Source organism: Bradyrhizobium sp. CCGB20 (assembly GCF_024199855.1).
Lineage (GTDB): Bacteria > Pseudomonadota > Alphaproteobacteria > Rhizobiales > Xanthobacteraceae > Bradyrhizobium.
Map to the genome: position 1 here is coordinate 7,854,312 of NZ_JANADN010000001.1, position 26,070 is coordinate 7,880,381.

Below are 26,070 nucleotides of genomic sequence, written 5' to 3' on the forward strand. Positions count from 1 at the left end.
GACTTCCATTGGAGGAAAGGAGAGAAAGCACTCAATCCTATCGAACCCACGACAGCTATTTTGATTCCAACGCCCGCTTGAAAACCGCCTCCTCGGGATTCTTCAATGCCGAAACTATATTTTCAGCAACTTTCTCTATTAACTTTTGCCCCCAGAACGGGTCACTGACGTCGTAATAGATGACACGAATGTGCCTAAGATCGAAAGGCACGTCTTCTTCGTTTGAGGAGACAAGAACGACGGGCTTATTCAACGCGTGAGCCAACCCCAGCTCATAAAAGACATTCGGGTTCTTGGTCGTAAGCTCTGCCACGAGTACCTTTGCCGCATTTATTCCTGACCAAATTTGATCAATGATTTTTCCGGTGCCAAATATGTCGGCGTCGGCTCGTACAGCAACCAGTCCAGCCTTCTTGATTGCTGGTTCATACACGTGATGGAAATATCCTCCAATTGCTCCAGCAAACGGCATCACAACGAAGCAGCTATCGCCCGCGGCGATTTTCGGCGTAGCCCCAGCTGTACGCCTCGGGGCGGCCTCAGGTTCGAGATCCTCTGAGGAAGTGATATCGAGAATGCGAGACTTGTCTCCCCTCTTTTCGATGAGATGAGCACTCTCAAGCGAACTCATGAAGATCGATATGAACTCAGCGACCTTGTCTGAAGGAATCTTGAATTTATCGACTAGGGCGTTAGTAAAGAAAGCCCCGTCGGGCAAATCCTCGCCCCGATAGTGTTTGTAAACTTCCGAAATTTCTGGCGCCTCAAGGACCCCTTGGCGCAGCGATTCAATGTCGTCGCCCGGCTTCTGTGGCCGAACCGCTTGGCGCGCTCTTTCAGTAATATCAACGTACCCGGCACGCGGCCGCGACAACAGACCATATTTAATTGCCGAGCTTATCTCCACCCGGAATGGCCCGCCCAAGCCTACACCTACGTATGCCGCGGCTTCAGCTTCAGAACTTTCTTTACCCGCGTTTTGTTCGATAATCGCCCTTGGGATTCGTAAGGCCCGCTCAATTGAATGGCGAGGAAACTTGGCGGCACCGCCGCTTCCAGGGCCGTTGGCCGCCGCGGCCTTTTTACGAACCGCTTTTTTACTTCTCTGCACTTTCTTTGATTTCTTCGTCTTCTTGGCCTTCGCCGAGACGGCCTCCGACTCGCGATCGTCCTCTGTAGACATGAATCCCCCCTTTCCCGCAGGGATTGTAACTACTCCTACCTTTCGCGTATAGCACTTTGCCCTTTAGCCCTTAGGATGAGTATCGGAAGCGAAGTCCATCAAAGTTTGTCGGGCGGTAGAGCATGATGGGCTTCGCAAGTACGCCGCCCACCTGAAGTGCTGCTGGCTGGATGATCTACTGTAAGGCGCGCTAGAATGACACTGAGCCTAACCGATCGGCGTGGCATGGCCAAGTTTCGCAGCCCGTAGGATGGGTAGAGCGAAGCGAAACCCAACGACGAGTTTCCGGCTTGAAATGTGATGGGTTTCGCAAGGGCTCTACCCATCCTACGCGCTATTCAATCTAGCCGAAATTCAATCTAGCCGAAAAGAACATTGAAGCGGCAAAGCGCATTTCGGTTGCTTCCGAACCAGAGCTTCCCCTCGAATAATAGCTTGCCGCAAAAATCTGACCTCATCCTTTCGGCAGCTAGGCTGGATCGATTGCGTCCCAAATTGTACCAAAACCGAACCCCATGACGAGCCCGGCCGGATAGAACCAAACGTCGCTTGGGTTCGGGGCACCATAACGCAATAGGGCTAACAGACCTGCGCTCGCTATCACGGCAACAGATGCCGTCATAGCTTGCCGCGTCCATTCCTTTGCCTCTTGCACAAAGAAGCTGACAAACATCCCGATAACGAAGCCTAACAGCACGGCTCCGACTATCGCTACCGCATCTCTGTTGAACCACTCAAAGACTACGGCGCCTAGGCCAAACAGCATTAGAAATGCTCCGAACCAAAACGCTCGCGATGGTTCCGTCTTCTTCTGTGTTGCCTTGTCAGCCATTCTCTCACTATCCGTTACTATCTCTTAGACTTGATGGTCCCGCCCGAACCCTCGCCGGGCGTGCCTCTACTTATTGAAAGCCAAGCAGAGACAGTGCGTAGAATGGATAAAGCCAAACGAAATTCGCTCAGGTAATCAAATCGCTTCGACTACGAAGTCTGGATAGCGCCGAAGATAGGGCCTGAACCTGAAATGTCGATCCCGCGCATTCTCGGCGGCAGCCAAATCCGAAAACCAAACGGTTTCGTCATTTCCTTCAAGCCATTCATAATTGCTGCCGGTGAAAATCATCACGCAATAGCGGTCTGAACCGACCTGATAGCGAATGCCGCGTCGGCCATCCACATTGAAGCAGTGCCCCCGCATATAGCGAATGATCTCTGGTACTTTTGGCGCGCGACGCCCACGAGGGATGAGATTTATCCATCCCGAATGCTTCCGGTCGTTGACAAGATTCGGAAATTTTCTGATCCAACTCGTCTCCCGATCGAAGCGCGATGCATGGTCGCGCCACTCTAGTCGCACGTGATTCACGGGAAATCCGTCCTTCCACTCGCCCACGAGCCATCGCCTAAGTCGGGTATCCTGCATCCAAGCAAGGCGCCGGTGCTGCTCGTATCTTGTTTCGCGCGGATATGTCGTCTCGCCTACATAGCGGACAGTTCCGTCGCGGCATGAATACAGCCCATAGATCTCAGCCATAATGAGATGAGAAAGTAGCGCAACTTCAGCGTTTGGTCACGCCGACGTGCAGCCTCGGCGAATTCGATGCAACGAGCATCCACAAATCCCACGGGTTTGGATCGGGCGATGGACGTTCGTCTGTCTGCTACAGATATCAATGCTTCGGTGGGAATTTGGTAGCGGGAGAGGGACTCTCTACCAAAACCGGAAATTCCGGAGCAAAATCAATGAAAGCGGCCGAACACGATGCGCCTGTGTCTTGTGTCGGTGATACAAAGCTGTGGTGAGAGACGCAAGCGCGCAGCTTTGCTTGATGAAGAGGAGCTTGCCGTGGCGAAGTACCGGCGCTCGCTCGACTTCAGGAACTGCGATCTCGCCACAATCTCTTCTGTCCCGTTCCCACCTTCAATACGCTTTGCATTGATCAAGTTGACGAGGTGGGCTGCTACGCGGGCATCGCATAGGGCGCCGTGGTGGTCTTTGAGTTCGATATTGTACGCCCGGGTCAGCTTGCCAGAAGCTCCGATGCGGATTGAACACGGTATCGAGTGTGGACTGTTGCGGGTCAGTCAGCGAATGCTGTTCATCGACCATCCAGTGTTGCCGCCGACGCGACAGGTCGCGAATTACGAACCGGGCAAAATTTGCCACGGAGTCGGCAACTTCTTCACGCCGCCAAGGCAGCCGAACTGGTTCGACGCAGGAAACACCGGGAAATCTAACGAAACGATTTGGCACGTACATTGCCCTGTCTTCGAGATCGTCTCGAGGGTCGAGCATGCAAGTCACGACAGGAATTTCACCCTTCGGCTACCAGGCTGCAAAAGCAACCTCATCGGCCGCTGGCACGAAAGCCCAAGCTACCGCCGGCAGTGGGCTTTCGCAAGCAAGCGAAGACGGCGCGTCAGGCGACAGCAGCGTGGTGCAGGACTTCCTAAAATACGCGAAGATGAATCCCTTCGACCGTATGCGGGCCAGCATCTTGAAGAGCATGAATCTCACTGATGCCGACCTCGCAAAAATGACGCCGGACCAGAGAGCGGCCGTGGAGCAGAAGATTAGAGAGGCGATTGAAAAGGAACTCGAAAAAAAGGGGCAACAGCCCGGCAGTCTGGTCGATCAATCGGCGTAGCCGCGCTCCGGACCACCGCCTTGTTCGGCCTCCCGAGACACTCGTCGAGGGCGCTCGAAACGTTACCGAACCCTAGCGCCCTTGCGCAGCCGTTCTCACCTCCGAGCCTTCGAGAGCCTGGGCCCCTCCCTGGCATTGTCTGATGCGACCGCCGCACGCACTGGCAAGGGCCGCCCGTTATCCGCGGTCGAATCAACTTCTCCTTCCGGAAGTCACCTTCGAGCATAAAGCCCGACAATGGCTACCAGTGGAAAGTCGCCCCTTTCCCAATCTGGCAATCGAATGCCGTATCCTTGAGTACGACGTAGTTGACGGCACCAAGAGTCATCGTGCGGGCTTCGATCTTGCCATCTGCGTGCACCCTGAACGACAAGAATTCCCTGACGGACCTGTCCGGCCTGACCGTGAAATGCGTCGTAGCGAAGGCGATCGTTCCGTCGGACTGAATCATGTATCCATCAAACCGCATGCTCGCCTTGATCGAAGGCCCCGCGATGTTCGCGCCGTGAACTTGACAGGCGGAGAGGTCGATCAGCATACGCGGCTCCTTGCCTTCGAGGATCGCCTTGTTCAGGGCCGCATAGCCCGCGTTTCCAGGCTCGTCCGCGATCGCATGGCGCGTCCAGAAGCTGGAGACGATTGCCAGAGCCACGACGTAATGACGCAAATAGTTCGACAAATGTGACTCCCGATGGTGGAGATTCTTTACTGGACTTCATTTCGCCGGAGCGATCGCGCGCCGGCATTCGTAGCCTAGCTGGTTCCCGATTCGAATTTCACCGCCTCATGATTGGTGATGACTTCCCGAACGACCAAGGCGTGCAACTTCTGAGTAAACTCCGGGTCAAGCCCGCTCTGTGCCGCAAGGGTACGCAGCCGTTTCAATTGCACCGCTTCACGTCTGGGATCCCGAGATGCCAGTCCATGTCTGGCCTTGAGCTCTCCGATCGCATGCGTACAGCGAAAACGTTCCGCGAGCAGGTGCACCAACGCCGCATCCAGATTGTCGATACTGCGGCGCAGCCTCGCCAGATCGCAAGAAAGCTCTTGATTGTCATCCGTCATCACGACTTCCTTCCATGCGCGTCGCAAGGTTCGCATTTGCTTCCCGACCGACGCGAGTACCAAACGATCTTGCGGACGCCGCAAGCGTTTCCGTCATCGATGAGCATCCGCAGACAACGTCACGGCAGACAATCCGCCCTTTTGCAGAATGAAGTCCGCGATTTCATCGACTCCCTGACCGACCTTCAGATTGGAGAAGATAAATGGTCGTACGCCTCGCATCCTCCGAGCGTCCGTTTCCATAATCGCCAGATTGGCGCCGAGCCATGGGTGCCAGATCGATCTTGTTGATTACCAGCAGGTCGGATCTCATAATTCCCGGTCCGCCCTTGCGTGGAATCTTCTCACCTGCGGCGACGTCGATCACGTATATGGTCAGGTCGGCAAGTTCCGGACTGAAAGTAGCTGCGAGATTGTCGCCGCCGGATTCGACGAAACAAAGCTCCGTGTCCGGGAACTTCAGGTTCATGTCATGGATCGCGGCGAGGTTCATCGAAGCATCTTCTCGTATCGCCGTATGGGGACAGCCACCCGTTTCCACGCCCATGATGCGCTCCGCCGCCAGCGCCTGTGCACGAGTCAGGATGAGTTGATCTTCCTTGGTGTAGATGTCGTTCGTGATCACGTAGAGTCTGTAGAATTCACGCAGATGCTTGCAGAGCGCCTCGACCAGCGCCGTCTTTCCCGAACCGACCGGGCCACCAATTCCGACCCGTAGCGGGCCATTGGTCGCCGGAACGCCTGAAGTGCGAAACGATCGGCTCTCGCTTGCATTCGTGTTCATGACCGAAACAACCTCGTATATTGCAGTTCGTGCGCGATGGATGCCAGCTCGACCATCAGACCCGCCGAACCGAGATCGCTGACCGTCTCGCGGATTGCGATTTCACTCCGCGACAAGATTGCCTGCTCGAGCGACGCGATCGCAAGCTGACCGTCAGTCTGGCCAAGCGGCACCAATCGAACGCCCGCGGTCACCAGGTTGGCGACGTAACTGTGCAGGAACGCCGGCAACGCCATTCCGACGGGGATCCGTGCGCGCGCCGAATATGCGCCGAGAAGGACGGCCGATACCGGCGGGCATTTCGATTCGGAGAAGATGTCCAGAATTCGATCCGGCCACACGCGGCGAAGAGTCGTGAGGTACGCAGACGATTGCTGTGACGATTCGAGCGCAAATTCAGATGTCGTGCGGGACGCCGCGGCGAGCTCCGCCAGATGCGGAAGCTCGTCTTCCGCGCCCCCGGCCACACATCGATACGCTTCGATGAAGAAGATGGCTTCATTCCGGCCGGAGCCGTAGCAAAGGTCGGCCTCAAGCCAATCGATCAGGCTGCGGCGGTTGGAAACATGGCCCGCCTCAACGGCCCATTCCAGGCCGTGCGAATAGCTGTAGGCACCGTTCGGGAACGACGGCGAGAGCCAGCTCTGCAGCCTCAGGAAGGCCAATGCTGAACATCCATGATTCTCGTCTGTCATTGCATCACCATGCAGGCAACCCATCAGTACATGAAGTAGCGTTGCGCCATCGGAACGACATCCACCGGCGGACAAGTGAGGAGTCGTCCGTCAGCTCGTACCTCGTAGGTCTCGGAATCGACTTCCATGTGGGGCAACGAATCGTTGAGAATCATGGAGTGTTTGCCGATCGCGCGCGTGTTCGAGACCGGCAGGAGGTGCTTTGCCAACCCCAGCTGTCCGGCCGCTTCGAGCGAAGCTTGACTAACGAACGTTACTGAGTTTCGCCCGGGAGAGCGGCCAAAGGCGCCGAACATGGGTCGGTAATATTCCGGTTGAGGCGTCGGTATCGATGCATTGGGATCGCCCATGATTGCGGCGACGATCATGCCGGATTTCAAGACCATGTCGGGCTTGATCCCGAAGAACGCCGGACTCCAGACGACCAGGTCCGCGAGCTTTCCGACCTCGACCGAGCCGACATAGCGTGACATTCCCTGCACGATGGCGGGATTGATCGTGTACTTCGCGACGTAGCGCTTGGCCCTGAAATTGTCGTTCTGCCCGGTTTCCTCCGACAGTCGACCGAACTGCTTTTTCATCTTGTCCGCGGTCTGCCACGTCCGCGTGATCACTTCGCCGACGCGCCCCATTGCTTGGCTATCCGACGACACAATCGAGAACGCGCCGAGATCATGCAGAATGTCCTCCGCGGCGATTGTCTCCTTACGTATGCGACTCTCCGCGAAGGCAACATCCTCCGGGATACGGCGATCGAGATGATGGGTCACCATCAACATGTCGAGTGCTTCGTCCAGCGTGTTCGCGGTGTAGGGACGCGTTGGATTTGTCGAGGCTGGAATGACGTTCCTCTCGCCGCAGACCTTGATGATGTCCGGCGCATGTCCGCCGCCGGCCCCTTCCGTATGGGCCGCATGGATTGTCCTGCCCTTGAATGCGGCGATCGTGGTTTCGACAAATCCGCCTTCGTTCAGGGAATCGGTGTGGATCATGACCTGCACATCCATGTCGTCGGCGACAGAGAGACAGCAGTCGATCGATGCAGGCGTTGCCCCCCAATCTTCGTGCAGTTTCAGGCCACAAGCACCGGCTTCGATCTGCTCGACCAGGCCTGCCGGTATGCTCGTGTTGCCCTTGCCGAAGATGCCGAAATTCATCGGGAACGCATCCAGCGCCTCAAGCATCCGATGGATGTGCCATGGCCCCGGAGTACAGGTCGTCGCCGTTGTCCCGGCCGCGGGGCCGGTGCCACCGCCCATCATGGTTGTCACGCCGGAAAAAAGCGCCTCCTCGATCTGCTGGGGGCAGATGAAATGAATATGCGTGTCCATCCCGCCGGCGGTGATGATCTTGCCCTCGCCCGCGATGATCTCCGTCCCCGGCCCGATGATGATCGACACACCCGGCTGGACGTCAGGGTTGCCCGCCTTACCGATGGCGGCGATGAACCCGTCCTTGATCGCGATGTCGGCCTTGACGATTCCCCAGTGATCGAGGATCAGCGCGTTGGTAATGACCGTATCGACCGCTCCCTGCGCGCGCGTGAGCTGCGATTGTCCCATGCCGTCGCGAATGACCTTCCCGCCACCGAACTTGACTTCCTCGCCATAGATCGTGAGGTCCCTTTCGGGCTCAATGAACAGGTCGGTATCTGCCAGGCGCACCTTGTCGCCCACAGTGGGACCGAACATCTGCGCATAGGCTCTCCGGCTCATCGTATGGGACATGTTTTCCTCATCTTATTCGTTGGCGCCGGACGCATCGGTCCCTGCTTCCAGAGGTCCCATCAGGCTCCCGCTGAATCCGTAGATGCGTCGCGCTCCGGCAAACGGAATCAACGAGACCTCGCGCGACTGCCCCGGCTCAAACCTCACGGCCGTCCCGGCCGGGATATCGAGGCGGCACCCACGAGCGGCGGATCGATCGAGCACGAGTGCTGCGTTCACTTCCGCGAAGTGATAATGGCTGCCGACCTGGACGGGCCGATCGCCGGTGTTCGCTACGGCAATCGATCGTCCCGGCCTGTCCTCGTTCAGGACGATCTCGCCATCGTCCGAAATGACCTCGCCGGGAATCATGCCATGCCTCCGGGCAACAACAGCCCGACAAGCCCGGCACAATTGCCCGCCGCGCGAAGCAAGCCTCTTCCGGCGGTGCAAAACGGGACGATATGCATCATCGGCTCCTATCGGATCGGGTTGTGCACCGGCACAAGCTTGGTCCCGTCCGGAAATGTCGCCTCGACCTGGATCTCGCGGATCATTTCCGGGATGCCCTCCATGACTTGATCACGGCGCAGGAGCCGGCCACCCTCGGACATCAGGTCCGCGACCGACCGTCCGTCGCGAGCGCCCTCCATAACGGCATCCGAAATCAGGGCGATGCTTTCGGGATAATTCAGCTTGACGCCGCGCGCGAGCCGGCCACGCGCAACGATCGCGGCGAGGGCTATCATGAGCTTGTCTCGTTCCCGTGGCGTCAGATTCAAGATGCTGCTCCCATTTGGCCGCGCTGCTAACAGGACCACATCTTCGGCACTCCGAACGGGCCGGATCCAAGCTCATGGTTGAGTTGATCGAGGAAGCGACGTAGGCCTCGTCTGAGATCCGCGCTGGCGATCGCGGCTACCCTGATCACGATGATTGCGCCCACGATCGTGACGCCGCATGCGCATTCCAGAGAGGCGCCGATCTCGCGCAATCGCTCGAGCCGGCTCTCGAGACGCGGACCGAAATAGACCATTGTCGCGATCGCCCTCCAATTCGAGAGCAGGGCCGTCTTCCGAAGCTGCGGAAACGTCTGGTCGGACGCAAGGAAGCCGTCCGCCCAGACCAGACGGCCATCGATTCTGATGCGCCAACTGTCCTGGATATGTCCGCCGAGAATCTCCTCGCCGCTCTCGATCCGGCCAAGCACCAACCATTCAAGGGCAACCAATTCGGCGCCCGAGCTCACGTCGAGCTCGGTCTGCCTTGCGATGCGTGCCTGGTTGAAGACGATCGTCTCTTGTGGAAGCCACGCAAGCCGAGCGCTACCTTCAGCCCTTAACCGGGTCAGGATTCGGGCAGGGCGATCCAGGGCGCGATAGACCTTCTCCGCGGCCTGCGTGGTCACCGCGACCGAGGCATTGCCCCGAGCGACCACCTCGATCCTCATCTCGTCGCCGCCCGCGACACCGCCCGAGGTGTTGATGAGGACGACTTCCTTGCACCGACGATCATCGATATTCGGGAAGGCAACAGCCATCGGAAACTTCTGATAGATGTCGCTGATCTGTGTGCCGTTCGCAGCGCCGGAGAACACCACGCGAGCTGCCCCGACAGCGCGCTGCAGGTCGAATTGCTCCGCTGCGCTCCCCTCTACTCCCGGATCGTCGGGAAAAGCCGCGGGCTCACCACGAGGGCGCTCATGACTCGCTTCAAACATCCGTCCTGGGGCCCATGATTGACATGCATTTCTCGACTGAAGGGGGCGAAAAGCCGGGCGTGGAGCCGTAAAGCCGGCCACGCCCGGACTTCGTGTCGCGGAACCGAGATCAGAATCCCGCGAGCCCCTGCGGGCAGTTGTACGGGATCTTGACGCTGGCGATTTCCTTCAACGAGCCGTCCGGCTGGGTGCTGTAGCTCACCAGCTTCGAGGCGTTGCCGTAGATCTGATAGAGATAGGCGCCGTCCGGCGTGATCCAGCTATCGCTCGGACCGCTGGTCACTGTCCCGTTCAATCCCCGCGCAGTGCCGTCACCGGGCACCTTCGGGCACGCCGGATCCATCGCGACCTCCAGGCCGCTACCATTGATGCGGTAGCTGCTGATGTTGCTGTAGCCGAAATTCGTCGCGTAGATCGTTCGGTCATCGGGGGCGACTGCCAGCCAGCACAGCTCGGACGGCAGGCCCGCGCTCGTATCGATCTTGACGAGCGGACCGATGTTGATCGCGCCATTCTTCTCGATGGTGCAGATCGAGCAACCGTCGCCGACAGCATAGCCGATCACGAACGTATTCGGCCGCTGGTGCAGGAAGGCGATGTAGAACGGAGAGCCGCCCTTGGCGTCGTAGAATCTGGCCGTGCCGAGCGAACCGTCCTTCTGCATGGCGAACACGGCAAGGCCGTCGGGATCGGGCGCATTCGAGGCGATCGAGTGCAGCGCGCCGCCGGCCCGCTGGACCCAGAGAATAGGCGAGCCGTCCGGGTACAGGCCCGTGAGCGCGATCGGCTCGTCGAAGGTCGTGCCGACAAGCACCAGATCCTCGTTGGGTGAGACCACGACCATGGTGGAGACGCGGTTCCGCTTGCTGTAGGTATTCACCGTGTAGCGCTCGGACCGCGCCTTCAGCATGCCTTCGGCATCGACTGACATCAGCCGAAGATGATCCGGGCCGAACGAGTGCAGCACGAAGAGAGTACGGGTCGACGGAGCGAAGGCGAGCGATTTTGCTGTGCCGCTCCTTCCATCGACCGGGTTGCCGGTCGGCTTCACGTCGAGCAGCGTGAGGCGACCGTCACTCTCGAGGCGGAAGCTCGAAACCGAATTGTCTCCACCATTGGTCGCAAACAGGAAACGCCGATCGGATGTGATGATAACGCTTCCCGCGCCCTCGAATGAGTTTGGCGCGCTGTCCTGGCCGCTGATCGGCTTGAACTCACCCGAGCCGGCGCCGCCCGTCTTGGTACGAGCGACCTCGACCAGCTTGCCGTCCGCCTGCCGGGTGTAATGAATGATGGCATTCTCGATTTCGTTGGTCTGGATATAGAGATGGCCGGCCTGTCCTTTCGACATCCCGGTCTCGCTCGTCGTCGCCTCTTTAGCCATCTCTCGCTCCTTTGATGATTGGCTTTGTTGGATCAATTGGCCCTTGGTGACCCGCACCGGTGCTATTGTTTCAGTGGCGGGTACCCATCGACGTAAACCCAGTCTGACTCCTGAGCCGGCACATGGCAGGCCTGGCATTGAGCCCTGTAACTCGTCGTAGTCGTTTTCGATCGATCGCCTGCGTCGAACCAGGACCAACCCCAGCCGTCCCCCCACAGCGCGCTATCCGGATGCTTGTTCGCAGTGTCCTTCACCATGACGAACCACCCCTTCAAAGTGCCGGCGTGGCTGACGGTGCCGGTCGTCATTTCGGCGGTTGACGCCTCGAACACTTCCTTGATCAGAACCGCACCATCCGGGAAACGCTTGTCCTTCCGATAGGCGTCGATCGCTCCCGGCGAGGCATACACGACGTGAAGCTCCTTCGAGCCGTGACCATCGTCGGTCGCAATCGCCCAGCTTCCGAGGAGCTGATAGGTCGTACGATAGTCATCGGGCACATGCAGATGCCCTCCCCGGTCAGCAACGGTCTCGCCGGTCGGAACACCGCTCGCTACGTTCGCCCGCAGCGACGGCTGTCTGATCACGAGCGCGATACCAAGGACGACGATGATGGCGACACCTGCGGCTCTGAGGATTGTCATGCCTATCTCCCCGCTGGTTACGCGGTCATCGCGCGTCCTTGTTGTCCAGCAGCGGATAGAACTGGGTCCAGACCTCATCCTTCTTGGCGTTGGCGATGTGGCAGTAGGCGCACTCGTCCTTCGACTTCACCTTGGCCATCGACGCCTTCGGTTCGTGATGGTTGAAGTTGAAGTATCCCCATCCGTTGGTATCGGCGAAGCGCTTGGAGTCCTTGACCGTTACGTCGGCTCCGTTCCACTTGCCCGGAAAGTAGCCCCGTCCCGACGCTTCCGTTCGCGAACCGTCGGCGTTCTCCTGCGGCAATGTCAGCTGCAGCTCCTTGAACAGGATCGTTCCCTCGGGAAATTCGCCGGTCTTCTTGTAGATCGCGTAGGAGCCGGGCTCGATATAGACGTTGTGAAACTCCGGAAAGTTCGCCTGCCCTCCATTGAGGGCATTTGGCGTCAATGGCGATCCGACATAGACCCACTCGTGGAAATTCTTCGGCAGGAGGAGTTGCCCGTCTGCGGTGTACTCCGGCAAATAGCGAGTGCTTCCCTGCGCATTGCTATCCTTGAGCGATCCGAAGAAGAGGGTCGTTGCGACCGCACTGCCAACGATGACCGCCGCTGCTGCCTGGACTCCCACTCGCATAGCTTTCTCCCGCGACTGTGACCGAACGCGCACGGCGCTGGCACGGTTAATCTGTCGGGAGATGAGATAGCCAATCGTGGAAGATCTTGCGCGTCGGAGATTGCCTTCTCTTTTTCTATCTTGATGTAATCCGTCCTGGCCTTGCGATCGCGACCGTGTCCATTGCCGATGCCGCGACGCGTAGCCCGACCGGAGGCGTCACCGCTGCGCAATCACGCTGAGAGCATCGAGACGAGCGAGGAGATGCGAGGTTAGCCGGCAAGACCCGGGAGCGACGGCCGTCTCAGGTGATAATCCGTATCGGTCTCGAACGCCTGTCCCACCCGGAGGATGGTTTCCTCTTCAAATGGTTTTCCGACGATCTGAAGACCAATCGGAAGGCCATCAGGCGCGAAGCCGCACGGAATTGAAGCTGCCGGAAAACCGGCCAGATTGAAGGGAGCGCAGAATCTGGCCGAGACCGCGAAGACAGTCTCCTCCTTCGCGCCGATCACGCCTTCAGCGGGCGCTCGCGGCAAATTCGGTAAATGTCCTGCCAGGGACGAAGCCGCTCGAAGGCCGCGCTCGCTGCCAGCACGTCGAAGTCGGCGTTTCGCCGACCTATGATTTGCATTCCGACCGGAAGACCGTCGGACAATCCAGCCGGAATCGATGCCGCTGGGTGGCCGGTGAAGTTGACGAAATAGGTCAGACACCATCCGATGAGAGGATCGATGTCCACGCCATTGATCGCCTTCGGTCCGATCGTGTTGCCGTCGCCAGCATTGTCGACCGGCGGGCACGCGAGAGTCGGCGTGACGAGCAGATCGAACTTATCGAGGACGTTCTGAAAGGCGTCGTACACCTCCGACCGAACGGCCTGGTCCCGAAAGAAATCGGGGCCCGACATGCGCTTGGTCTTCTCGACCCAATCCAGGTACTCAGGCGGAAAGTCGTCGCGATGCTGGCCGAACAGATCGATCCCGTCCCGCTTCATGTTCTCGATCGCCTGCAGGTTCAGAAGCATATAGAGGCGCGACCAGACATCGCTCAATTCGCGTTGCGAGCGGGTGATGCCGAGCTTCACCTCCTCTACGTGGGCGCCGGCTTCCTCGAACGCCAACAACGCGCGACGGACCGCCTCTGCGATCCTTCCATCGACCGGAAAGACGTCCAGATCCGGACTATAGGCAATCCTGAGGCCGCGGATGGAACGACGGGTCGCTGCGGTGAAGTCGACGGGCGGTTCGGTCAGGCTGAAAGGATCGCGCGGATCGTGGCCGGCGAGTACGTTCAACGCGATTGCGGCATCTTCGACCGTTCTGGTGATGGGCCCTTCGAAGAGAAAAGGAGAGTCGGCCGCGCCGAACGCATTGGGGCGCACAAGAAACGGCACACGGCCGAATGACGCCTTGTAACCATAGACGCCACACCAGGCGGAGGGAATGCGTATCGATCCGCCAGCATCCGTACCTTCTGCAATGGGCAGCAGCCCATCGGCGACTGCCGCCGCGCTTCCTCCGGAGGAACCGCCAGTGTTTTTGGACAAATTGAAGGGATTGCGCGTGGGGCCAAACAGATAATTGTCGCAGGTGCCCCGGAAACCCATGAGAGAGCTGTTGGTCTTACCGAGGAATACCGCGCCACCACGCTTCTCCATGCGCTCACAAAACGCACAGTACGCATTCACGACGTTGTGCTTGAGCGCGCGGATACCGCCCAGGCTTGCAGGCCAGCCCGGTTTGAAGTCAAACAGATCCTTGAGCGCCGTCGGGATGCCGTGCAGCGGCCCCAACGACTCACCAGCGACCAATGCACGCTCGGCCTCCTTCGCCCTCGTGCGAGCGCCTTCGAAATCGAGATAGACCAGCGCATTCAGGCTCGGGTTGCGCGTTTCTATGCGCCGAATGAAAGCATCGACCACTTCAACCGGCGACAACTCACGTCGCCGGATGCGAGCTGCCAACTCGTGCGCCGTGAGGTAAGCGAGCTCGTCCGACTCCATCCCTCTCGCGCTCGACATCGTTCTCTCCTTTTGAACCGCTCAAGATCAAGCCGCACTTAGATATGGAAATGATTCATCCGTGCGCACCCGCGATTGCTTCGTCTTTCTCGATCTTGATGCAATCTCCGCGGCGACCATCGACAAGCTACCGATCAGGGCGCATGTGCGTCAGAGCAGGCGCTACGGCATGCCAATGCACCCGGACATCCTGAGCGTCACCGCACGAGGGCACGCATCCATGGACCAGCCTCCCGTTTCTCGCGGCTTCAGATCGAAGCGACAGACGTCCGAAGCCCCCCGGCTGCCACCGGGTCAGTATCTGACGACCGACTTCCCGGTGCTTTCGGCCGGACCTACACCGGAGATTCGCGTCGCCGACTGGAAGATTGCGCTTCAACTCGGCGGGTCATTACTTGGTGTATGGACCTGGGACGAGTTCGAAACACTGCCCCAGACCACCATCACGACGGACATCCACTGCGTCACAAAATGGACGAAGCTCAACACGGTCTGGCAGGGAGTTACCTTCGACGACCTTCTGAAGGTGGTTGGACTAAGTGAACCGCCGGGCGCCTACGCCATGGCGCACTGTGACGGTGGCTACACGACGAACCTTCCCGTTGCCGACCTGATCGCCGGAAGAGCAATGATCGCGACCCGCTACGGGGGGCTGCCGCTCGCCCCGGCGCACGGCGGCCCTGCGCGGCTCCTCGTGCCGCACCTCTACTTCTGGAAGAGCGCGAAGTGGTTGCGAAGGCTGCGCTTGATGCCCAAGGACGAGCCGGGATTCTGGGAATCGCGTGGCTATCATAACTATGGCGATCCCTGGAGGGAGCAGCGATATGACGGCGATTGATGCGCCTCAGCAGCGGCCGAAGCTCGAATGGCAGACCGGACGCGTGCAGGCCGTTGTGGCCGAAACAAGCCGGGTGAAGAGTATCGTCGTGCAGCCAGCGCGCTGGTCCGGGCACTGGCCTGGCCAGCACGTCGACATACGCCTCACGGCTGCCGACGGCTATCGGGCTGAACGAAGCTACTCGATTGCATCGCCACCGGAAGAAGAACTGCTCACTCTCACGGTAGAGCGTGTCGAGAACGGTGAGGTTTCTTCCTATCTACTCGACGAATTGCAGGTTGGAGACGCTCTCGAATTTCGCGGGCCCATCGGGGGCCACTTCGTCTGGAGCCAAACGCTCGGTGGCCCGATTTGCCTGTTCGCGGGTGGAACCGGCATTACGCCGCTGATGGCCATGTTGCGCCACCGCAACAGGTCGCGCGATCGCGCGCCGGCATCGTTGATCTATTCCGCACGCAGCCTGGCTGATGTCGTGTACCGAGGCGAACTCGATGCGATGTCTCAGAACGATCATGACTTCCGTCTGGTCTATGCGCTGACCCGCGAGCAGCCGGGTAATTGGAGTGGACATCGAGGACGGATCGACGAGGCCCTGCTCGCGGAGAACAGCTTTCCGCGCGAGCAAAATCCCACGTGCTTCATTTGCGGCCCCACAGGGTTTGTCGAAACCATCTCGAGCATGCTCGTGAGGCTGGATATGAACCCTCTCGCCATCAAAACCGAACGTTTTGGACCATCTGGAGGATGATCGCCATGGCTGACAACATCTCCGACCTCATCATTGGCGGTGACCCGGCCACATACCTCCTTCAGGAGGCGTTTGCCTTTGATATCACTCTGACGAAGATTCAATGTGACGCATGCAGCACGGTATCCGGCCTCGGCTCATTGGTCGCGGATGGAGGCCCCCAAGAGGCTCTCGTAAGGTGTGCCACTTGCGGAAACGATCTGATCAGGGCGGCGCGAACCCCGAACGGGCGTCTCCTTGAACTCAACGGTGCCCGCCACTTGTACTTCTGAACTTGAGTTGCTTCCCACACTACGGGATCGACGGCTCGTTAGGTATGGCGAAGATGTCAAGGCCGCGGTGAACCTACCAGGGCGGCCCTGCCCCAGTCACCGCGGCCGCTCAGACCGATTTCACTTCACCACCATCCATCCGTAACGCCGTGCCCGTCATCCAGCGCGCACCCGGCGACACGAGGAATGCCATCAACTCGGCGATCTCGTCTGGCTCTCCGTAGCGCTCGATACCTGCTTCCTCTGGAAATCTGGCGGTCGCCTCCTCGACGGTCATGTTGTGCAATGGCGCCCAGCGCTCGAGGTAGGAACGACGCCGTCCTGTCATCACCGCTCCCGGCATGACGCTATTGACCTGGACACCATCTGCGATGCCGCGATCGGAGAAGGCCTTCGCAAGGGCAACGATGGCGGCATTGATGGTGCCAACCGCTGCGTACGAAGCCTTAGGAAACAAGGCGGAATTCCCGGACATCAGCACGACGGCTCCTTTCGCCGCCTTCAGGGCCGGCCACGCCGCGATTGTGAGCCGTCGGGCGCCATGCAGCTTCAGCGCAAGTCCGTCTTCCCATTGCGCATCCGTCGCCTCGAACAGGTCGATCTGAGGCACCGCACCCGCGATATTGAGCAGCGCATCAATCCTACCTAGCGCGCCCAGCGTCCGATCGACGACGTCTCGTGCAGCAGTCCGCTCGGCCAAATCAGCCTCGATCACCAACGCATCGGCACCAGCCGCCCTGACGAGCTCTGCTGTACGGTCCAGATTGGCGCGGTTTCGTGCGACAAGAGCAATCGTGGAAAAATCCAGCGCTAGACGCAACGCCGTCGCGTGGCCGATTCCCTGACTCGCTCCCGTAACGATCGCAACGGATTTGGACATGCAGACCCTCCGCTAAGAGATTTGACAAGGTCAATCGTGAACGACGACCATCTTTCCGACGGCCTCGTTCGCCTCCATCATGCGATGGGCTTCGCGTATCTGGTCGAAGCGAAAGACCCGTGCCGGCTTCACGTCGAGCCGGCCAACCGCGGCGTCAGCAGCGATCTTCTGCAATGGGACATCGGCAAGCGGAAATCCGGGGGTACCAAACACGAAGCTTCCAAAGAAACTCAGATAAACGCCGCTCGCCATCTGCAGCAACGGGTTGAAGTCGGGAATCGGATCGAGCCCACCGAGCCAGCCCGCAAGACAGGAGCGGCCGCCGCGGCGGAGCATGGCGAGGGAGTCGAGCACTACGCTGTTGCCGACAAGGTCGAGAACCGCGTCAACTTGTTTCGCCTCGGAGAGATGCTGTGAGAGATCCCGCCGCTCAATTTCGCAACGTTCGGCCCCGAGCTTTTCCAAAATGGGGAAACGCTCCCGGCTGCGTGTCGTCGCAACGACCCGCACGCCGGCATTGACTGCGAGCTTGACAGCCGCTTGACCGAACGAGGAAGTCGCGCCGCGAATGACGAGAAGCTGGCTTTTCTGCAGATCGAGATTTCGGAAGAGACAAGTCCATGCCGTCGCAAAGGTCTCGGGTATCGCTGCGAGCTCTGCCCACGGCAAATCTGCGTCGATCAATGCGACGTTCGAGACCGGAGCACGGGTATATTCGGCATAACTGCCATTGATGGTCCGGCCGAGACCGCCCATCAATGCAGCGACTTTCGCACCAACCGGAAATTCTCCGCCTGGACATGATTTCACGAGCCCGACACATTCGATTCCACTGATCGGCGCCGCTTCGGCCCACTCGCCACGGCGCATGTGCATCTCAGCATGATTGATGCCGAATCCCTTTACCTCGATGACGACATGACCAAGCTTCGCCTCCGGCTCCGGAACGTCTCGATAGACAAGGCTGTCCAAGCCGCCGAATTTTTCAAGAACGATGGCACGCATCACACCTCTCTTCGCACCTGCCTCCAGGTGGGTCGGTCACGTGTCTGACCTTGACTAGACAAGAAAATCGCGAATTGCCGCCGCGATCTCCCCGGCATGCGTCTCAAGCGCAAAGTGGCCCGTATCAAAGAAGCGAACCTCGGCACCCGCAATGTCGCGCTGGAACGCCTTCGCGCCCGCCGGCAGGAAGAAGGGATCGTTTTTGCCCCAGACCGCCAGGAAAGGCGGCTTGTGCTTCCGGAAGTAAGCCTGGAATTCCGGATACATGGCGACATTGGTCTTGTAGTCACCGAAAAGATCGAGCTGGACCTCGTCGGCGCCGGCGCGCGCGAGATAATAATTATCCAACGTGTATCCATCAGGTGAGATCAGGGAGGCGTCAGGCACCCCGTGAGTGTATTGCCAGGCCGTGGTCTCCGGCGAAAGGAACGAGCGCAGCGCCGCCCGGTTCTCCTTCGACGGATCCTGCCAGTAGGCACGGATCGGACTCCAGCCCTCGCTCAGCCCCTCCTCATACGCGTTGCCATTCTGCGAAATGATGGAAGTGACGCGCTCGGGATGGCGCAGGGCCATCCGGAAGCCCGTCGGCGCGCCGTAGTCGAAGACGTAGAGCGAGAAGCGGGTTAGCCCGACGACCTCAGTGAACCGCTCCAGTACCTGCGCCAGCGCGGCGAACGTATATTGGAACTTCTCGCGAGCCGGCATGTCAGACTGGCCAAAGCCGGGCAGATCCGGCACCACAACTCGGAAGCGACCGGAGAGCGCGGGGATCAATTCACGGAACATGTGGCCAGCCGTCGGAAATCCGTGAAGCAGCAGCAAGGCGGGCGCATCGGACCGGCCCGCTTCCCGATAGAATACGTTCAGACCGTCCACGTCCGCTTTGCGATACCGAATGCTCGTCATCTGCGGTTCCTCACGGCTTCCCTCGAAGCATCGTCGCACCTGCGGAACCGATGATCCGATCCGAGGCTGGCTCATTTAGATATTTCGTGGGGCAAGTTGATCTGGTTACAGAGCTCCCGACATTTTTTTGGCGCGCAGGATTCCTGTCGCCTCCTCTGCCCCGTCTATCGCGTTTTCGACCAATTCACTTGAACTCTCTGCGGTAGTCCGTAGGGGTCCAACCCGTTGTCTTTCGAAAGGCCGAGCTGAAGGAGCTCGTTTGCGCATAGCCCAAGCCGAGCGCGATGTCCGTAATCGACATTCCGCGATCTGCGAGTCGCAGCTTGGCCAGCTCCATGCGTCGCTGTACCTGGTATTGGTATGCCGGCATTCCGAACGATCTCTTGAATGCCCGGCAGAAGTGGTGAATGCTGAGCTTGGCAAGCTGTGCGAGCTTCAGAAGGCACACCTGCTCTCCCAGGTGCTCTTCGACGTACTCGACGACAATGCGCTTCTGCCAGCCTGCGAGACCTCCACGACTCACCGGCGCTACTTCGCGAACCGCTTCGCGATCCGACCGGGAAAGCTCGTACGCGAGCACGCCACAGAGCGCCTCGAGGTAGGGCACGCACGTCGCATCGCCGCTCTCGATTGCCTTTTTCAGCTTGAAGGCGGTCTCCCAGACCCGCGTGTCTTCGAAGTATATTCTTGGCGCAAACTCGGCGTCGCTGCCGTCAGACGCACGAAGTGCGGCGGGATCGAAGTAGATAAAAGTTAGCTGCGCAGACGAGGCCGTCTCATGCCATTCGCGATAGGCCTGGCCCGCGGGCACGAACGTCAACTTGTGTTCAGAACCGCGGAGCTTCGACGAGAAAAGGCCATCGATGGAAGTCTCGCCGCCTTTTCGTGCTCCTTCGCTGTACAAGGCCAGGAGATGCCTCGATCCCTGAAAGCGAAATTCAAGCCTGTTGCCGACCGGAACGTGGACGCTTTCGGAAAACCACCGGCAACAGCCAATTCCGAGGCGCCTCACTGGCCCAGCGGGTGTTATGCTCACCGTCGGATGAAGTGCCATTTCAGACAGCTTGGGAGGCTGCGCCTCGTCCACCGGTCGAATCGACGTTGCGGAGATTTCCTTCCGCGGCATGCTCTCACTCGAATCTGATAAGTACATTCCCATCGCCGTCGCCTTTTTTGTGCTGCCGATGGCTGCGTCCATTCGTCAACGAACTTCTGCACGGAAGAGACAGCTTGATTGCCTGGATGCAGCCGTTCGGCTCGCAGGCCGCAAATGGCGTCGCCTCTCCGGTCAAAGCGAGCTGCCAATACCGGCTGGCAGCACCGCACAGAGACACCATGCTTTTCATAGCTCTGACGGGCAATCTCGCGCTTGTGCTGCTTCGCCCCCTACCTAGGTATGGGTACCGCGCGGGGACGCCACCGAAATAGTTCGGCGCGAAATGCCGAGCCCCGGGGCGAGGCGTCAGCTTTGGAGTTGGAGCGCTTCAGCCATTCGAACGAGCGTAGCTGCGGTCTTTGCCCCCAGCTTCCGCATTACACTGCCGCGATGCATTTTGACCGTCGCCTCGCTGATCGAGAGCTCGTTGGCCACCTGCTTGTTCATCAAGCCGGACGAAACCAGCGTCATCACTTGTCGCTCGCGAGCGGTCAGGAGCGCGAATTTCTCCTGCAACTGCGCAAGGTGCGCGATGTCGTCGCGTCGGTCTGTGTCCTTGCGGATCGCGGCTGTGACGGCGTCGAGGAGATCCTGATCCCGTATCGGCTTGGTGAGAAAATCGACCGCCCCCAACTTCATACCCCTGACGGACATGGGAATGTCGCCGAAAGCCGACATCAGGATTACCGGAATTCCGACATTGATCCTTGTCAGATACTCCTGCAGTTCCAGTCCGCTGGTACCCGGCAATCTGACATCGAGCACCAGACAGGCGGGGGTCTCCTCCAGGTCGACCTTCAGGAAGTCCGAAGCAGACCCATACAATGCGACCCTGTAATTCAGGGACTCAAGCAGGTCACCAAGGGACTCGCGAACCGCCTGATCGTCATCAACAATGTGAACAACACCCGATGCAGGCACTGCTAAAGACCCCCCAACGTCTGAGCCGGCTGACGAAGCGGGAGAACGAACGTGAACCTCGTGCCGGACGTCCCGTTTTCTTCCACCCATAGCTGTCCTCCGTGGAGATTGACTATCTTGCGGCAGATCGACAGGCCCAGACCGAGCCCCGCTCCCTTCGTTGTATAGAGCGACTCAAAGACCCGCTCTCTATCGGCCGGATGGATGCCAACCCCAGTATCCGCGATTGCCACGGAAATCATACCATCGAGAACCTTCGATGAGAGGGTCAAAATGCGGTTCCCGCCCTCAACTCCTGCCATGGCCTCTATGGCATTGCGCACGAGATTCAGAGCGACCTGCTGGATCTGAACACGGTCCGCCTCCGCGTCAGGCAGTGATCCATCGAAGTCGGTTCGGACGGTGACACCAGCTCGCTCAATCTCCCTTTGCGACAGACGCAGAACCTCCGCGACCGCCTCATTGATATCGAACTTGGCAAAATGAACCTGCGTGCCCCGCGCCAAGGATCTGACTCCTTTCACGATCTCCGTGGCTCGACGCGCCTGCTTGATAATGCGCGTAACCGACCTTTGGGCTTCCGTCGCTTCCAGCGGCCCCCTGGCGAGCCATCGGAGGCCAGCTTCCGCGCTCATGATAATCCCCGTCAGCGGTTGATCGATCTCGTGAACGATCGAGCCGGCGAGTTCGCCAAGAGATGCCAGGCCTGAAGCTCGCGCAAGCTCATTCCGCGCGTCGGCTAGTGCCTGCTCCGCCGCCTTCCGCAGGGTGATATCAGTGATGATACCTTCCAGCTCCAAATCCCCAGTGGGACCATTGTCGAATTGTCCGACGGCCGCGACGTGCAAGGTCTTACCGTCCCGGTGGACCACCCGGTATTCGTGCGCGAATGGCGACTTGGTTCTGATCGCTTCGGTGAGCGCCCGCTCCAGCGTAGCATGATCGTCGGGATGCACTCGGCTCTTGAACATCTCGAATGGCACGGGATTTACATCCAGGTCGAGATCCAGGATGCGGTAGCATTCGCGCGATCCTCGGGAGAGTAGCGTCCGGGTGTTCCAGCGATAACTGCCCATCCCGCCGATCTGCTGACCTCTGACCATCCACATGTTGGTCTCGCGCAGCGCCTCGAAGAGACGCACCGATTCGAATGAGATGGCAGCCTGGGTAGCAAGCATCGACATCACCCAGAGGCAGCGTGGCGTGAAGATCTCCGCATCCCCGGCCGCCTCGAGGTAAAGAACACCAATCGCCCAGTGCTGATGAACCAACGGCAGGCACAGCTGAGTTATCTCCCCCGCCGGCGGACTCGCAGGGTCGATCAATGCCGAACTCGCCGCGTGAGCCTGCCTCACGACCGCTTCCCTTCGATCGAGAACCTCCTCGGCGAGATCGCCCGGCAATCGGAACTCGGCGTTTGCCGGGACGGAGGCAAAGAAATTCGCCCTCTCGCGGGGAAAGCTCGCGTCCGCTTGAGCAAGCAGATCTCTTTGGCCGCTGAGTAAGATCGCCCCCCGGGCGGCCCCGGAAAAACTTAACGCCTCCGCGAGAAGTGCGTTGGCCAATCCCTGATAGCTGATCTCTCTTGAGATGACCTGGAATGCCTTCGCGACAAGATCAAGTTCATGCGTCTCGCTTTTTAACCTCATGCCGAGATGCCTCGTAGTGACGATCATATCCAGACGTCTCGACGCATCATCCTGGGGCTACTCATCAAGCGATGAGAAACGAGCGCGCTGGTATGCGGCGATATGTAACGGCACTTGTCGACATTGCCAAGTTTGGTTGCCGCGATCCGCGATTTTGCGGCCCACGAATTCGTGCGAACTCCTTTGCGCATTACACCGAATATTTTTCGCGATGGGTGTAACCGGCGCGATGGATGCTCCGAATATCCTCGAAAGTGCAGAGGGGCGGTGTTACGTTCCGCGGCGTCGCACGGACGCACATGCTGTTCAGCCCCAATCGGGCGCATTGGAGTCGCCGCCAGCCTGGCCTGCATCAGTAGTGGTTCAATTCACCAGTAAACAGGCCCTATACAGGCAGTCTGCCTAAGATCAGTTTCCGCCGGATCCCGGCCAATGTACTCATGGCGACGCTTAGCTGACGGCGTTCTGCGACGTCCGCGTCTGCCCTCGATCAATCAAAATCCGGCAGACAAGGCCGTCAGGCGCAAAGTCGATATCGACCCGCGCCCCAGGTATCGCCTTTGCAATCAAATGCATCCCGAAGCCTCTGCGTTCCGGCTTGTTTACCGTCGGTCCGCCGCGCTCGCGCCACTGGATGGCGAGACTTTGTCTGCCAAGGTAGGGGGAACTCTCCCAGGCCAACTCGACGCCCCCCTCCGTCGAGGTCAGGGCGCCGTACTTGCTCGCATTCGTTGCCAGTTCCTGAATGATGACGTGCAGCGACAAGGCGATGTGCGGCTCGAGCGCGACATCCGGCCCCGCGAGCAGAATGCGATCCTTATGAGACATCGCGTGCGGCTTCAAAGTTCGCTCCAGCAGCCCCGCAAGAGATACGTGCTGCTCTCCGGCACACTCGATCATCCTGTAAGCATCAGACAGGGTCGCGATCCGCGCCGAGAGAGCCGCGCGAAAATCGGCGGCTGAACTCGCGTCGGTGTTGTCTACAAAGCATAGAACTACGCTGAAGAGGTTGCGCATTCGATGCTGCAATTCTCTGACCACCATCTTGAGCGAATCCTCTGGAATCGGAGCGATCCGCTCGTACTTTGTGCTTCCGTTTCCATCTCGGAATGACTCGGTGACAGTATGCCTCATGCGCAGACCCTATCGCTGTTTGCTGAACCGGATACCGATCAACACCCACGACATATTTTCAGCTTCTTATCGAGCTCTGCGTCCAGTCCTTCCTGCTTTTGATTGAAATCGGTAATGCGCTTCTGCAAGTCGTCCTCGGCAATCGAGTTCGGCATGAATTCTTTGCCGCGCGGCTGCACGTGCACGTTCTCAGCTGCGCTTGGCGCTTTCGACGATGGCGTAGAGACTGGTTCTGCCAGAGCGGTTAGAGGAATGGCTGCGAAGCTCAAGATAAGGGACGAACGTCGTTGCATGACCGCGCCTCGATGCATTTGGTTGCTATGAAGACGCCGACAATATGCAGGAAATATCCGGGCCTCGCTGTTCGTGGATTGCGCTGATTGCGGTGAAATTGTTGGAATGCAGCAGCCCCCTGACCTAAAAGCGTATGATGGTGATCCCTGGTCAAAGAGGCGAGACGCCAAGGTCCAGTCGCATGGCGTCGATCAATGGGCCGCAGACCGGGTTGCCTGCCGATCGAAGTTCGAGCGTCGGTTCGAGCAGCGCGCCCCTAGGGTGCCGCGCGCGCAGGTCTTTGCTCCGCGAGAATGACCGAGAAGCGCTCTTGATCGTCAGTCCAATCGGCGATCGGATTCCAGCCACCAGCCTGCAGGAGAACGAACGCATCCCTCCGGCCGTACTTGAAGCTATTCTCGGTGTGGATGGTCTCGCCATTCGACAGGAAAAACTCGCGACCATCAACTTCGAAGCCGACGTCCCGCGTCGCTTCGAGATGCATCTCGATACGCGACTCCGCAGCATCCCACCGCGCCACATGTCGGAATGCACTCAGCGGAATCGACCCACCCAGCTCGCGGTTGATTCGATGCAAGAGGTTGAGATTGAAAGCGGCCGTCAGTCCTTGCGTGTCGTCATACGCCGGCAGCAGGACATCTTGATCTTTGATGCGATCGATACCTATCAGCAGCATCGATCCGGTACCCAGGGTCGCCGCCATGGCCCGCAACAAATCGACCGCCGCAGACACAGTCAGGTTTCCAATCGTCGAGCCGGGGAAGAAGCCAAGGCGCGGAGTCGAAGCAATCTCCCCGGGCAGCGAGAATGGGTACGTGAAGTCCGCCTCGGTCGGATAAATCGGCAGTCCGGGGAATGCATGTGACAGACCTGTCGCCACCTCCCGAAGGAACTCTCCTGAGATGTCGATCGGCACATAAGCGGAGGGCTCTGTCTCCGCCAGCAAAAGCCGCGTTTTTACCGACGAACCGGAACCGAACTCTACGACTGCGCGACCCGGCCCAGCGAGAGCAGAGATCTCTGACACTGCGGAAGCAAGGATCGATCGCTCGGTTCGCGTGGGGTAGTATTCGGGCAATAGGGTGATGGCTTCGAACAGAGCCGACCCCCGGTGGTCATAAAGCCATCTCGCCGGAATTGCCTTTGACGCGAGACCTAGCCCTTCCATGACGTCGTAGCGGAATGACGCCGTCAGGTCAGCCACCCCGCATCGCAGTTCGCTCTCGAGTTGAAGCAATTTCACCTTCCTTCGCACGACATTTACTTCGGCCCGGCGGGCTGCCCCGCAATGGCCTCAGGAAACCAATGCGGCCAATTTCTTCAGCCCGCGGTGGATATTGATCTTGACCAGAGCCGCCGTTTGGCCAGTCGCGCCGGACGCTCGCGCGATGCTAAGGCCATTGAGCTTCACGAGACGGATCACGCTCTCTTGAGAGGGCTTCAACCGGCCAAGCAACTGGTCCAGCGCAGCGGCGCTGATCGCGGCACCCTCATGGTCTTCGATTGCGATTTCCTCGTCGAGTGCGAGGACATTGTATCGAGATGCATCGCGAACGCGATCGACCCATTTGTAGCGGGCAATCGCCGTGATCCAGGCACCGAAGGGCCTCGAGGGCGAGAACGTGTGGCGTTTGGCATGAACGGCCAAAAGCACTTCCTGCCGTGCGTCTTCGGCGGCGGGGTGCGGCAGCCGACGCGCGTAGTACGCACGCAGCCATAGGTTCAACTCCCGGAGCAATTGCTCATATGCAACTTCATCTCCTGATTGTGCCGCGAGCATGAGCCTTCCCCATCGCTCCGAA

At 59.2% G+C, this 26,070-nt stretch carries 29 protein-coding genes and 1 pseudogene; 4 read left to right on the forward strand and 26 right to left on the reverse strand.

Annotated elements, in window-relative coordinates:
• Positions 1-55 precede the first annotated feature (55 nt).
• The 3 genes from NLM15_RS36915 to NLM15_RS36925 all read right to left on the reverse strand — a co-directional run bounded on the left by NLM15_RS36915 (position 56) and on the right by NLM15_RS36925 (position 2,576).
• A complete protein-coding gene (locus tag NLM15_RS36915; protein ID WP_254122888.1) occupies positions 56-1,183 on the reverse strand; it encodes a nucleoside 2-deoxyribosyltransferase in 1,128 nt (375 codons plus the stop codon).
• Positions 1,184-1,652: 469 nt separating this feature from the next.
• Positions 1,653-2,015 (reverse strand): hypothetical protein, encoded by a 363-nt coding sequence (locus tag NLM15_RS36920; protein ID WP_254122889.1) that lies wholly within the window; start codon positions 2,013-2,015, stop codon positions 1,653-1,655.
• A gap of 135 nt (positions 2,016-2,150) precedes the next feature.
• Complete coding sequence (locus NLM15_RS36925) at positions 2,151-2,576, reverse strand: hypothetical protein (RefSeq protein WP_254122890.1); 426 nt, start codon at positions 2,574-2,576, stop codon at positions 2,151-2,153.
• Between the two features lie 901 nt (positions 2,577-3,477).
• On the opposite strand from NLM15_RS36925, the gene NLM15_RS36930 reads away from it, so the two are divergent.
• Positions 3,478-3,831 (forward strand): hypothetical protein, encoded by a 354-nt coding sequence (locus NLM15_RS36930; RefSeq protein WP_254122892.1) that lies wholly within the window; start codon positions 3,478-3,480, stop codon positions 3,829-3,831.
• Positions 3,832-4,072: 241 nt separating this feature from the next.
• Here NLM15_RS36930 and NLM15_RS36935 read toward each other — a convergent pair whose 3' ends face one another.
• From NLM15_RS36935 to NLM15_RS36995, 13 genes and pseudogenes are all read right to left on the reverse strand, one after another.
• The gene (locus NLM15_RS36935) at positions 4,073-4,510 is read right to left on the reverse strand and encodes a VirK family protein (protein ID WP_254122893.1); all 438 of its coding nucleotides are present in this window, start codon (positions 4,508-4,510) and stop codon (positions 4,073-4,075) included.
• A 74-nt stretch (positions 4,511-4,584) separates the two neighbouring features.
• The gene (locus NLM15_RS36940; protein ID WP_254122895.1) at positions 4,585-4,896 is read right to left on the reverse strand and encodes a chorismate mutase; all 312 of its coding nucleotides are present in this window, start codon (positions 4,894-4,896) and stop codon (positions 4,585-4,587) included.
• Positions 4,897-4,989: 93 nt separating this feature from the next.
• Positions 4,990-5,680 (reverse strand): annotated as a pseudogene (gene ureG, locus NLM15_RS36945) (urease accessory protein UreG).
• The gene (locus tag NLM15_RS36950; RefSeq protein WP_254122897.1) at positions 5,677-6,375 is read right to left on the reverse strand and encodes an urease accessory protein UreF; all 699 of its coding nucleotides are present in this window, start codon (positions 6,373-6,375) and stop codon (positions 5,677-5,679) included. The pseudogene ureG and the gene NLM15_RS36950 overlap by 4 nt, the downstream one beginning before the upstream one ends.
• 23 nt (positions 6,376-6,398) lie before the next feature.
• Positions 6,399-8,102, reverse strand: a complete 1,704-nt coding sequence (gene ureC / locus NLM15_RS36955; protein ID WP_254122899.1) for an urease subunit alpha — start codon at positions 8,100-8,102, stop codon at positions 6,399-6,401.
• 12 nt (positions 8,103-8,114) lie between these two features.
• Positions 8,115-8,453: an urease subunit beta gene (locus NLM15_RS36960; RefSeq protein WP_254122901.1), complete on the reverse strand. Its 339-nt coding sequence runs from the start codon at positions 8,451-8,453 to the stop codon at positions 8,115-8,117.
• A gap of 107 nt (positions 8,454-8,560) precedes the next feature.
• Complete coding sequence (locus NLM15_RS36965) at positions 8,561-8,863, reverse strand: urease subunit gamma (RefSeq protein WP_254122903.1); 303 nt, start codon at positions 8,861-8,863, stop codon at positions 8,561-8,563.
• A gap of 26 nt (positions 8,864-8,889) precedes the next feature.
• Positions 8,890-9,882: an urease accessory protein UreD gene (locus NLM15_RS36970; protein WP_254122905.1), complete on the reverse strand. Its 993-nt coding sequence runs from the start codon at positions 9,880-9,882 to the stop codon at positions 8,890-8,892.
• Positions 9,883-9,910: 28 nt separating this feature from the next.
• Positions 9,911-11,185, reverse strand: a complete 1,275-nt coding sequence (locus NLM15_RS36975) for a beta-propeller fold lactonase family protein (RefSeq protein WP_254122907.1) — start codon at positions 11,183-11,185, stop codon at positions 9,911-9,913.
• A 62-nt stretch (positions 11,186-11,247) separates the two neighbouring features.
• On the reverse strand, positions 11,248-11,829 hold the full coding sequence (locus tag NLM15_RS36980; protein ID WP_254122909.1) for a cytochrome P460 family protein: 582 nt from the start codon (positions 11,827-11,829) through the stop codon (positions 11,248-11,250).
• 25 nt (positions 11,830-11,854) lie between these two features.
• Positions 11,855-12,463 carry a cytochrome P460 family protein gene (locus NLM15_RS36985; protein WP_254122911.1) on the reverse strand — a complete coding sequence of 203 codons (609 nt, stop codon included), beginning with the start codon at positions 12,461-12,463 and terminating at the stop codon, positions 11,855-11,857.
• Between the two features lie 251 nt (positions 12,464-12,714).
• On the reverse strand, positions 12,715-12,957 hold the full coding sequence (locus tag NLM15_RS36990; RefSeq protein WP_254122912.1) for an amidase family protein: 243 nt from the start codon (positions 12,955-12,957) through the stop codon (positions 12,715-12,717).
• Positions 12,954-14,465, reverse strand: coding sequence for an amidase (locus tag NLM15_RS36995; RefSeq protein WP_254122914.1), 1,512 nt, complete (start codon positions 14,463-14,465; stop codon positions 12,954-12,956). Before NLM15_RS36995 ends, NLM15_RS36990 begins: the two co-directional genes overlap by 4 nt.
• A gap of 220 nt (positions 14,466-14,685) precedes the next feature.
• On the opposite strand from NLM15_RS36995, the gene NLM15_RS37000 reads away from it, so the two are divergent.
• The 3 genes from NLM15_RS37000 to NLM15_RS37010 are packed head-to-tail and all read left to right on the forward strand — an operon-like array spanning position 14,686 to position 16,323.
• Positions 14,686-15,303 carry a sulfite oxidase-like oxidoreductase gene (locus tag NLM15_RS37000; protein ID WP_254124604.1) on the forward strand — a complete coding sequence of 206 codons (618 nt, stop codon included), beginning with the start codon at positions 14,686-14,688 and terminating at the stop codon, positions 15,301-15,303.
• The gene (locus tag NLM15_RS37005) at positions 15,290-16,051 is read left to right on the forward strand and encodes a ferredoxin reductase (RefSeq protein ID WP_254122916.1); all 762 of its coding nucleotides are present in this window, start codon (positions 15,290-15,292) and stop codon (positions 16,049-16,051) included. Before NLM15_RS37000 ends, NLM15_RS37005 begins: the two co-directional genes overlap by 14 nt.
• A gap of 5 nt (positions 16,052-16,056) precedes the next feature.
• Entirely contained in the window at positions 16,057-16,323 is a 267-nt protein-coding gene (locus NLM15_RS37010; RefSeq protein ID WP_254122918.1) for a DUF6510 family protein, read from the forward strand.
• A 109-nt stretch (positions 16,324-16,432) separates the two neighbouring features.
• On the opposite strand, the gene NLM15_RS37015 is transcribed toward NLM15_RS37010, so the two are convergent.
• The 10 genes from NLM15_RS37015 to NLM15_RS37060 all read right to left on the reverse strand — a co-directional run bounded on the left by NLM15_RS37015 (position 16,433) and on the right by NLM15_RS37060 (position 26,048).
• A complete protein-coding gene (locus tag NLM15_RS37015) occupies positions 16,433-17,203 on the reverse strand; it encodes an SDR family oxidoreductase (RefSeq protein WP_254122919.1) in 771 nt (256 codons plus the stop codon).
• Positions 17,204-17,233: 30 nt separating this feature from the next.
• Entirely contained in the window at positions 17,234-18,208 is a 975-nt protein-coding gene (locus NLM15_RS37020; RefSeq protein WP_254122921.1) for a zinc-binding alcohol dehydrogenase family protein, read from the reverse strand.
• A gap of 54 nt (positions 18,209-18,262) precedes the next feature.
• Positions 18,263-19,114: an alpha/beta fold hydrolase gene (locus NLM15_RS37025; RefSeq protein ID WP_254122923.1), complete on the reverse strand. Its 852-nt coding sequence runs from the start codon at positions 19,112-19,114 to the stop codon at positions 18,263-18,265.
• A 184-nt stretch (positions 19,115-19,298) separates the two neighbouring features.
• Positions 19,299-20,312 carry an AraC family transcriptional regulator gene (locus NLM15_RS37030; RefSeq protein WP_254122925.1) on the reverse strand — a complete coding sequence of 338 codons (1,014 nt, stop codon included), beginning with the start codon at positions 20,310-20,312 and terminating at the stop codon, positions 19,299-19,301.
• Positions 20,313-20,576: 264 nt separating this feature from the next.
• Positions 20,577-21,191, reverse strand: a complete 615-nt coding sequence (locus tag NLM15_RS37035; protein WP_254122927.1) for a response regulator transcription factor — start codon at positions 21,189-21,191, stop codon at positions 20,577-20,579.
• 2 nt (positions 21,192-21,193) lie between these two features.
• The gene (locus NLM15_RS37040; protein WP_254122928.1) at positions 21,194-22,867 is read right to left on the reverse strand and encodes an ATP-binding protein; all 1,674 of its coding nucleotides are present in this window, start codon (positions 22,865-22,867) and stop codon (positions 21,194-21,196) included.
• A gap of 423 nt (positions 22,868-23,290) precedes the next feature.
• Positions 23,291-23,884: an HWE histidine kinase domain-containing protein gene (locus tag NLM15_RS37045; RefSeq protein ID WP_254122930.1), complete on the reverse strand. Its 594-nt coding sequence runs from the start codon at positions 23,882-23,884 to the stop codon at positions 23,291-23,293.
• 128 nt (positions 23,885-24,012) lie between these two features.
• Positions 24,013-24,267: a hypothetical protein gene (locus NLM15_RS37050; protein WP_254122932.1), complete on the reverse strand. Its 255-nt coding sequence runs from the start codon at positions 24,265-24,267 to the stop codon at positions 24,013-24,015.
• 257 nt (positions 24,268-24,524) lie between these two features.
• Positions 24,525-25,505, reverse strand: a complete 981-nt coding sequence (gene egtD, locus NLM15_RS37055; RefSeq protein WP_254122934.1) for an L-histidine N(alpha)-methyltransferase — start codon at positions 25,503-25,505, stop codon at positions 24,525-24,527.
• Between the two features lie 57 nt (positions 25,506-25,562).
• Positions 25,563-26,048 (reverse strand): sigma-70 family RNA polymerase sigma factor, encoded by a 486-nt coding sequence (locus NLM15_RS37060; protein WP_254122935.1) that lies wholly within the window; start codon positions 26,046-26,048, stop codon positions 25,563-25,565.
• Between the last annotated feature and the right edge of the window lie 22 nt (positions 26,049-26,070).

Bases quoted from the DNA above. Each gene is read 5' to 3' on its own strand.
- NLM15_RS36985 (WP_254122911.1), bottom strand. From the start codon at position 12,463: ATGCGAGTGGGAGTCCAGGCAGCAGCGGCGGTCATCGTTGGCAGTGCG.
- NLM15_RS36950 (WP_254122897.1), bottom strand. From the start codon at position 6,375: ATGACAGACGAGAATCATGGATGTTCAGCATTGGCCTTCCTGAGGCTG.
- NLM15_RS37060 (WP_254122935.1), bottom strand. From the start codon at position 26,048: ATGCTCGCGGCACAATCAGGAGATGAAGTTGCATATGAGCAATTGCTC.
- NLM15_RS36995 (WP_254122914.1), bottom strand. From the start codon at position 14,465: ATGTCGAGCGCGAGAGGGATGGAGTCGGACGAGCTCGCTTACCTCACG.
- NLM15_RS36930 (WP_254122892.1), top strand. From the start codon at position 3,478: ATGCAAGTCACGACAGGAATTTCACCCTTCGGCTACCAGGCTGCAAAA.
- NLM15_RS37020 (WP_254122921.1), bottom strand. From the start codon at position 18,208: ATGCGTGCCATCGTTCTTGAAAAATTCGGCGGCTTGGACAGCCTTGTC.
- NLM15_RS36940 (WP_254122895.1), bottom strand. From the start codon at position 4,896: ATGACGGATGACAATCAAGAGCTTTCTTGCGATCTGGCGAGGCTGCGC.
- NLM15_RS37005 (WP_254122916.1), top strand. From the start codon at position 15,290: ATGACGGCGATTGATGCGCCTCAGCAGCGGCCGAAGCTCGAATGGCAG.
- NLM15_RS36975 (WP_254122907.1), bottom strand. From the start codon at position 11,185: ATGGCTAAAGAGGCGACGACGAGCGAGACCGGGATGTCGAAAGGACAG.
- NLM15_RS36960 (WP_254122901.1), bottom strand. From the start codon at position 8,453: ATGATTCCCGGCGAGGTCATTTCGGACGATGGCGAGATCGTCCTGAAC.
- NLM15_RS37040 (WP_254122928.1), bottom strand. From the start codon at position 22,867: ATGATCGTCACTACGAGGCATCTCGGCATGAGGTTAAAAAGCGAGACG.
- NLM15_RS37010 (WP_254122918.1), top strand. From the start codon at position 16,057: ATGGCTGACAACATCTCCGACCTCATCATTGGCGGTGACCCGGCCACA.
- NLM15_RS36920 (WP_254122889.1), bottom strand. From the start codon at position 2,015: ATGGCTGACAAGGCAACACAGAAGAAGACGGAACCATCGCGAGCGTTT.
- NLM15_RS36980 (WP_254122909.1), bottom strand. From the start codon at position 11,829: ATGACAATCCTCAGAGCCGCAGGTGTCGCCATCATCGTCGTCCTTGGT.
- NLM15_RS37015 (WP_254122919.1), bottom strand. From the start codon at position 17,203: ATGTCCAAATCCGTTGCGATCGTTACGGGAGCGAGTCAGGGAATCGGC.
- NLM15_RS37050 (WP_254122932.1), bottom strand. From the start codon at position 24,267: ATGCAACGACGTTCGTCCCTTATCTTGAGCTTCGCAGCCATTCCTCTA.
- NLM15_RS37045 (WP_254122930.1), bottom strand. From the start codon at position 23,884: ATGGTGGTCAGAGAATTGCAGCATCGAATGCGCAACCTCTTCAGCGTA.
- NLM15_RS36915 (WP_254122888.1), bottom strand. From the start codon at position 1,183: ATGTCTACAGAGGACGATCGCGAGTCGGAGGCCGTCTCGGCGAAGGCC.
- NLM15_RS37030 (WP_254122925.1), bottom strand. From the start codon at position 20,312: ATGGACGCAGCCATCGGCAGCACAAAAAAGGCGACGGCGATGGGAATG.
- ureC (WP_254122899.1), bottom strand. From the start codon at position 8,102: ATGTCCCATACGATGAGCCGGAGAGCCTATGCGCAGATGTTCGGTCCC.
- NLM15_RS37000 (WP_254124604.1), top strand. From the start codon at position 14,686: ATGGACCAGCCTCCCGTTTCTCGCGGCTTCAGATCGAAGCGACAGACG.
- NLM15_RS37025 (WP_254122923.1), bottom strand. From the start codon at position 19,114: ATGACGAGCATTCGGTATCGCAAAGCGGACGTGGACGGTCTGAACGTA.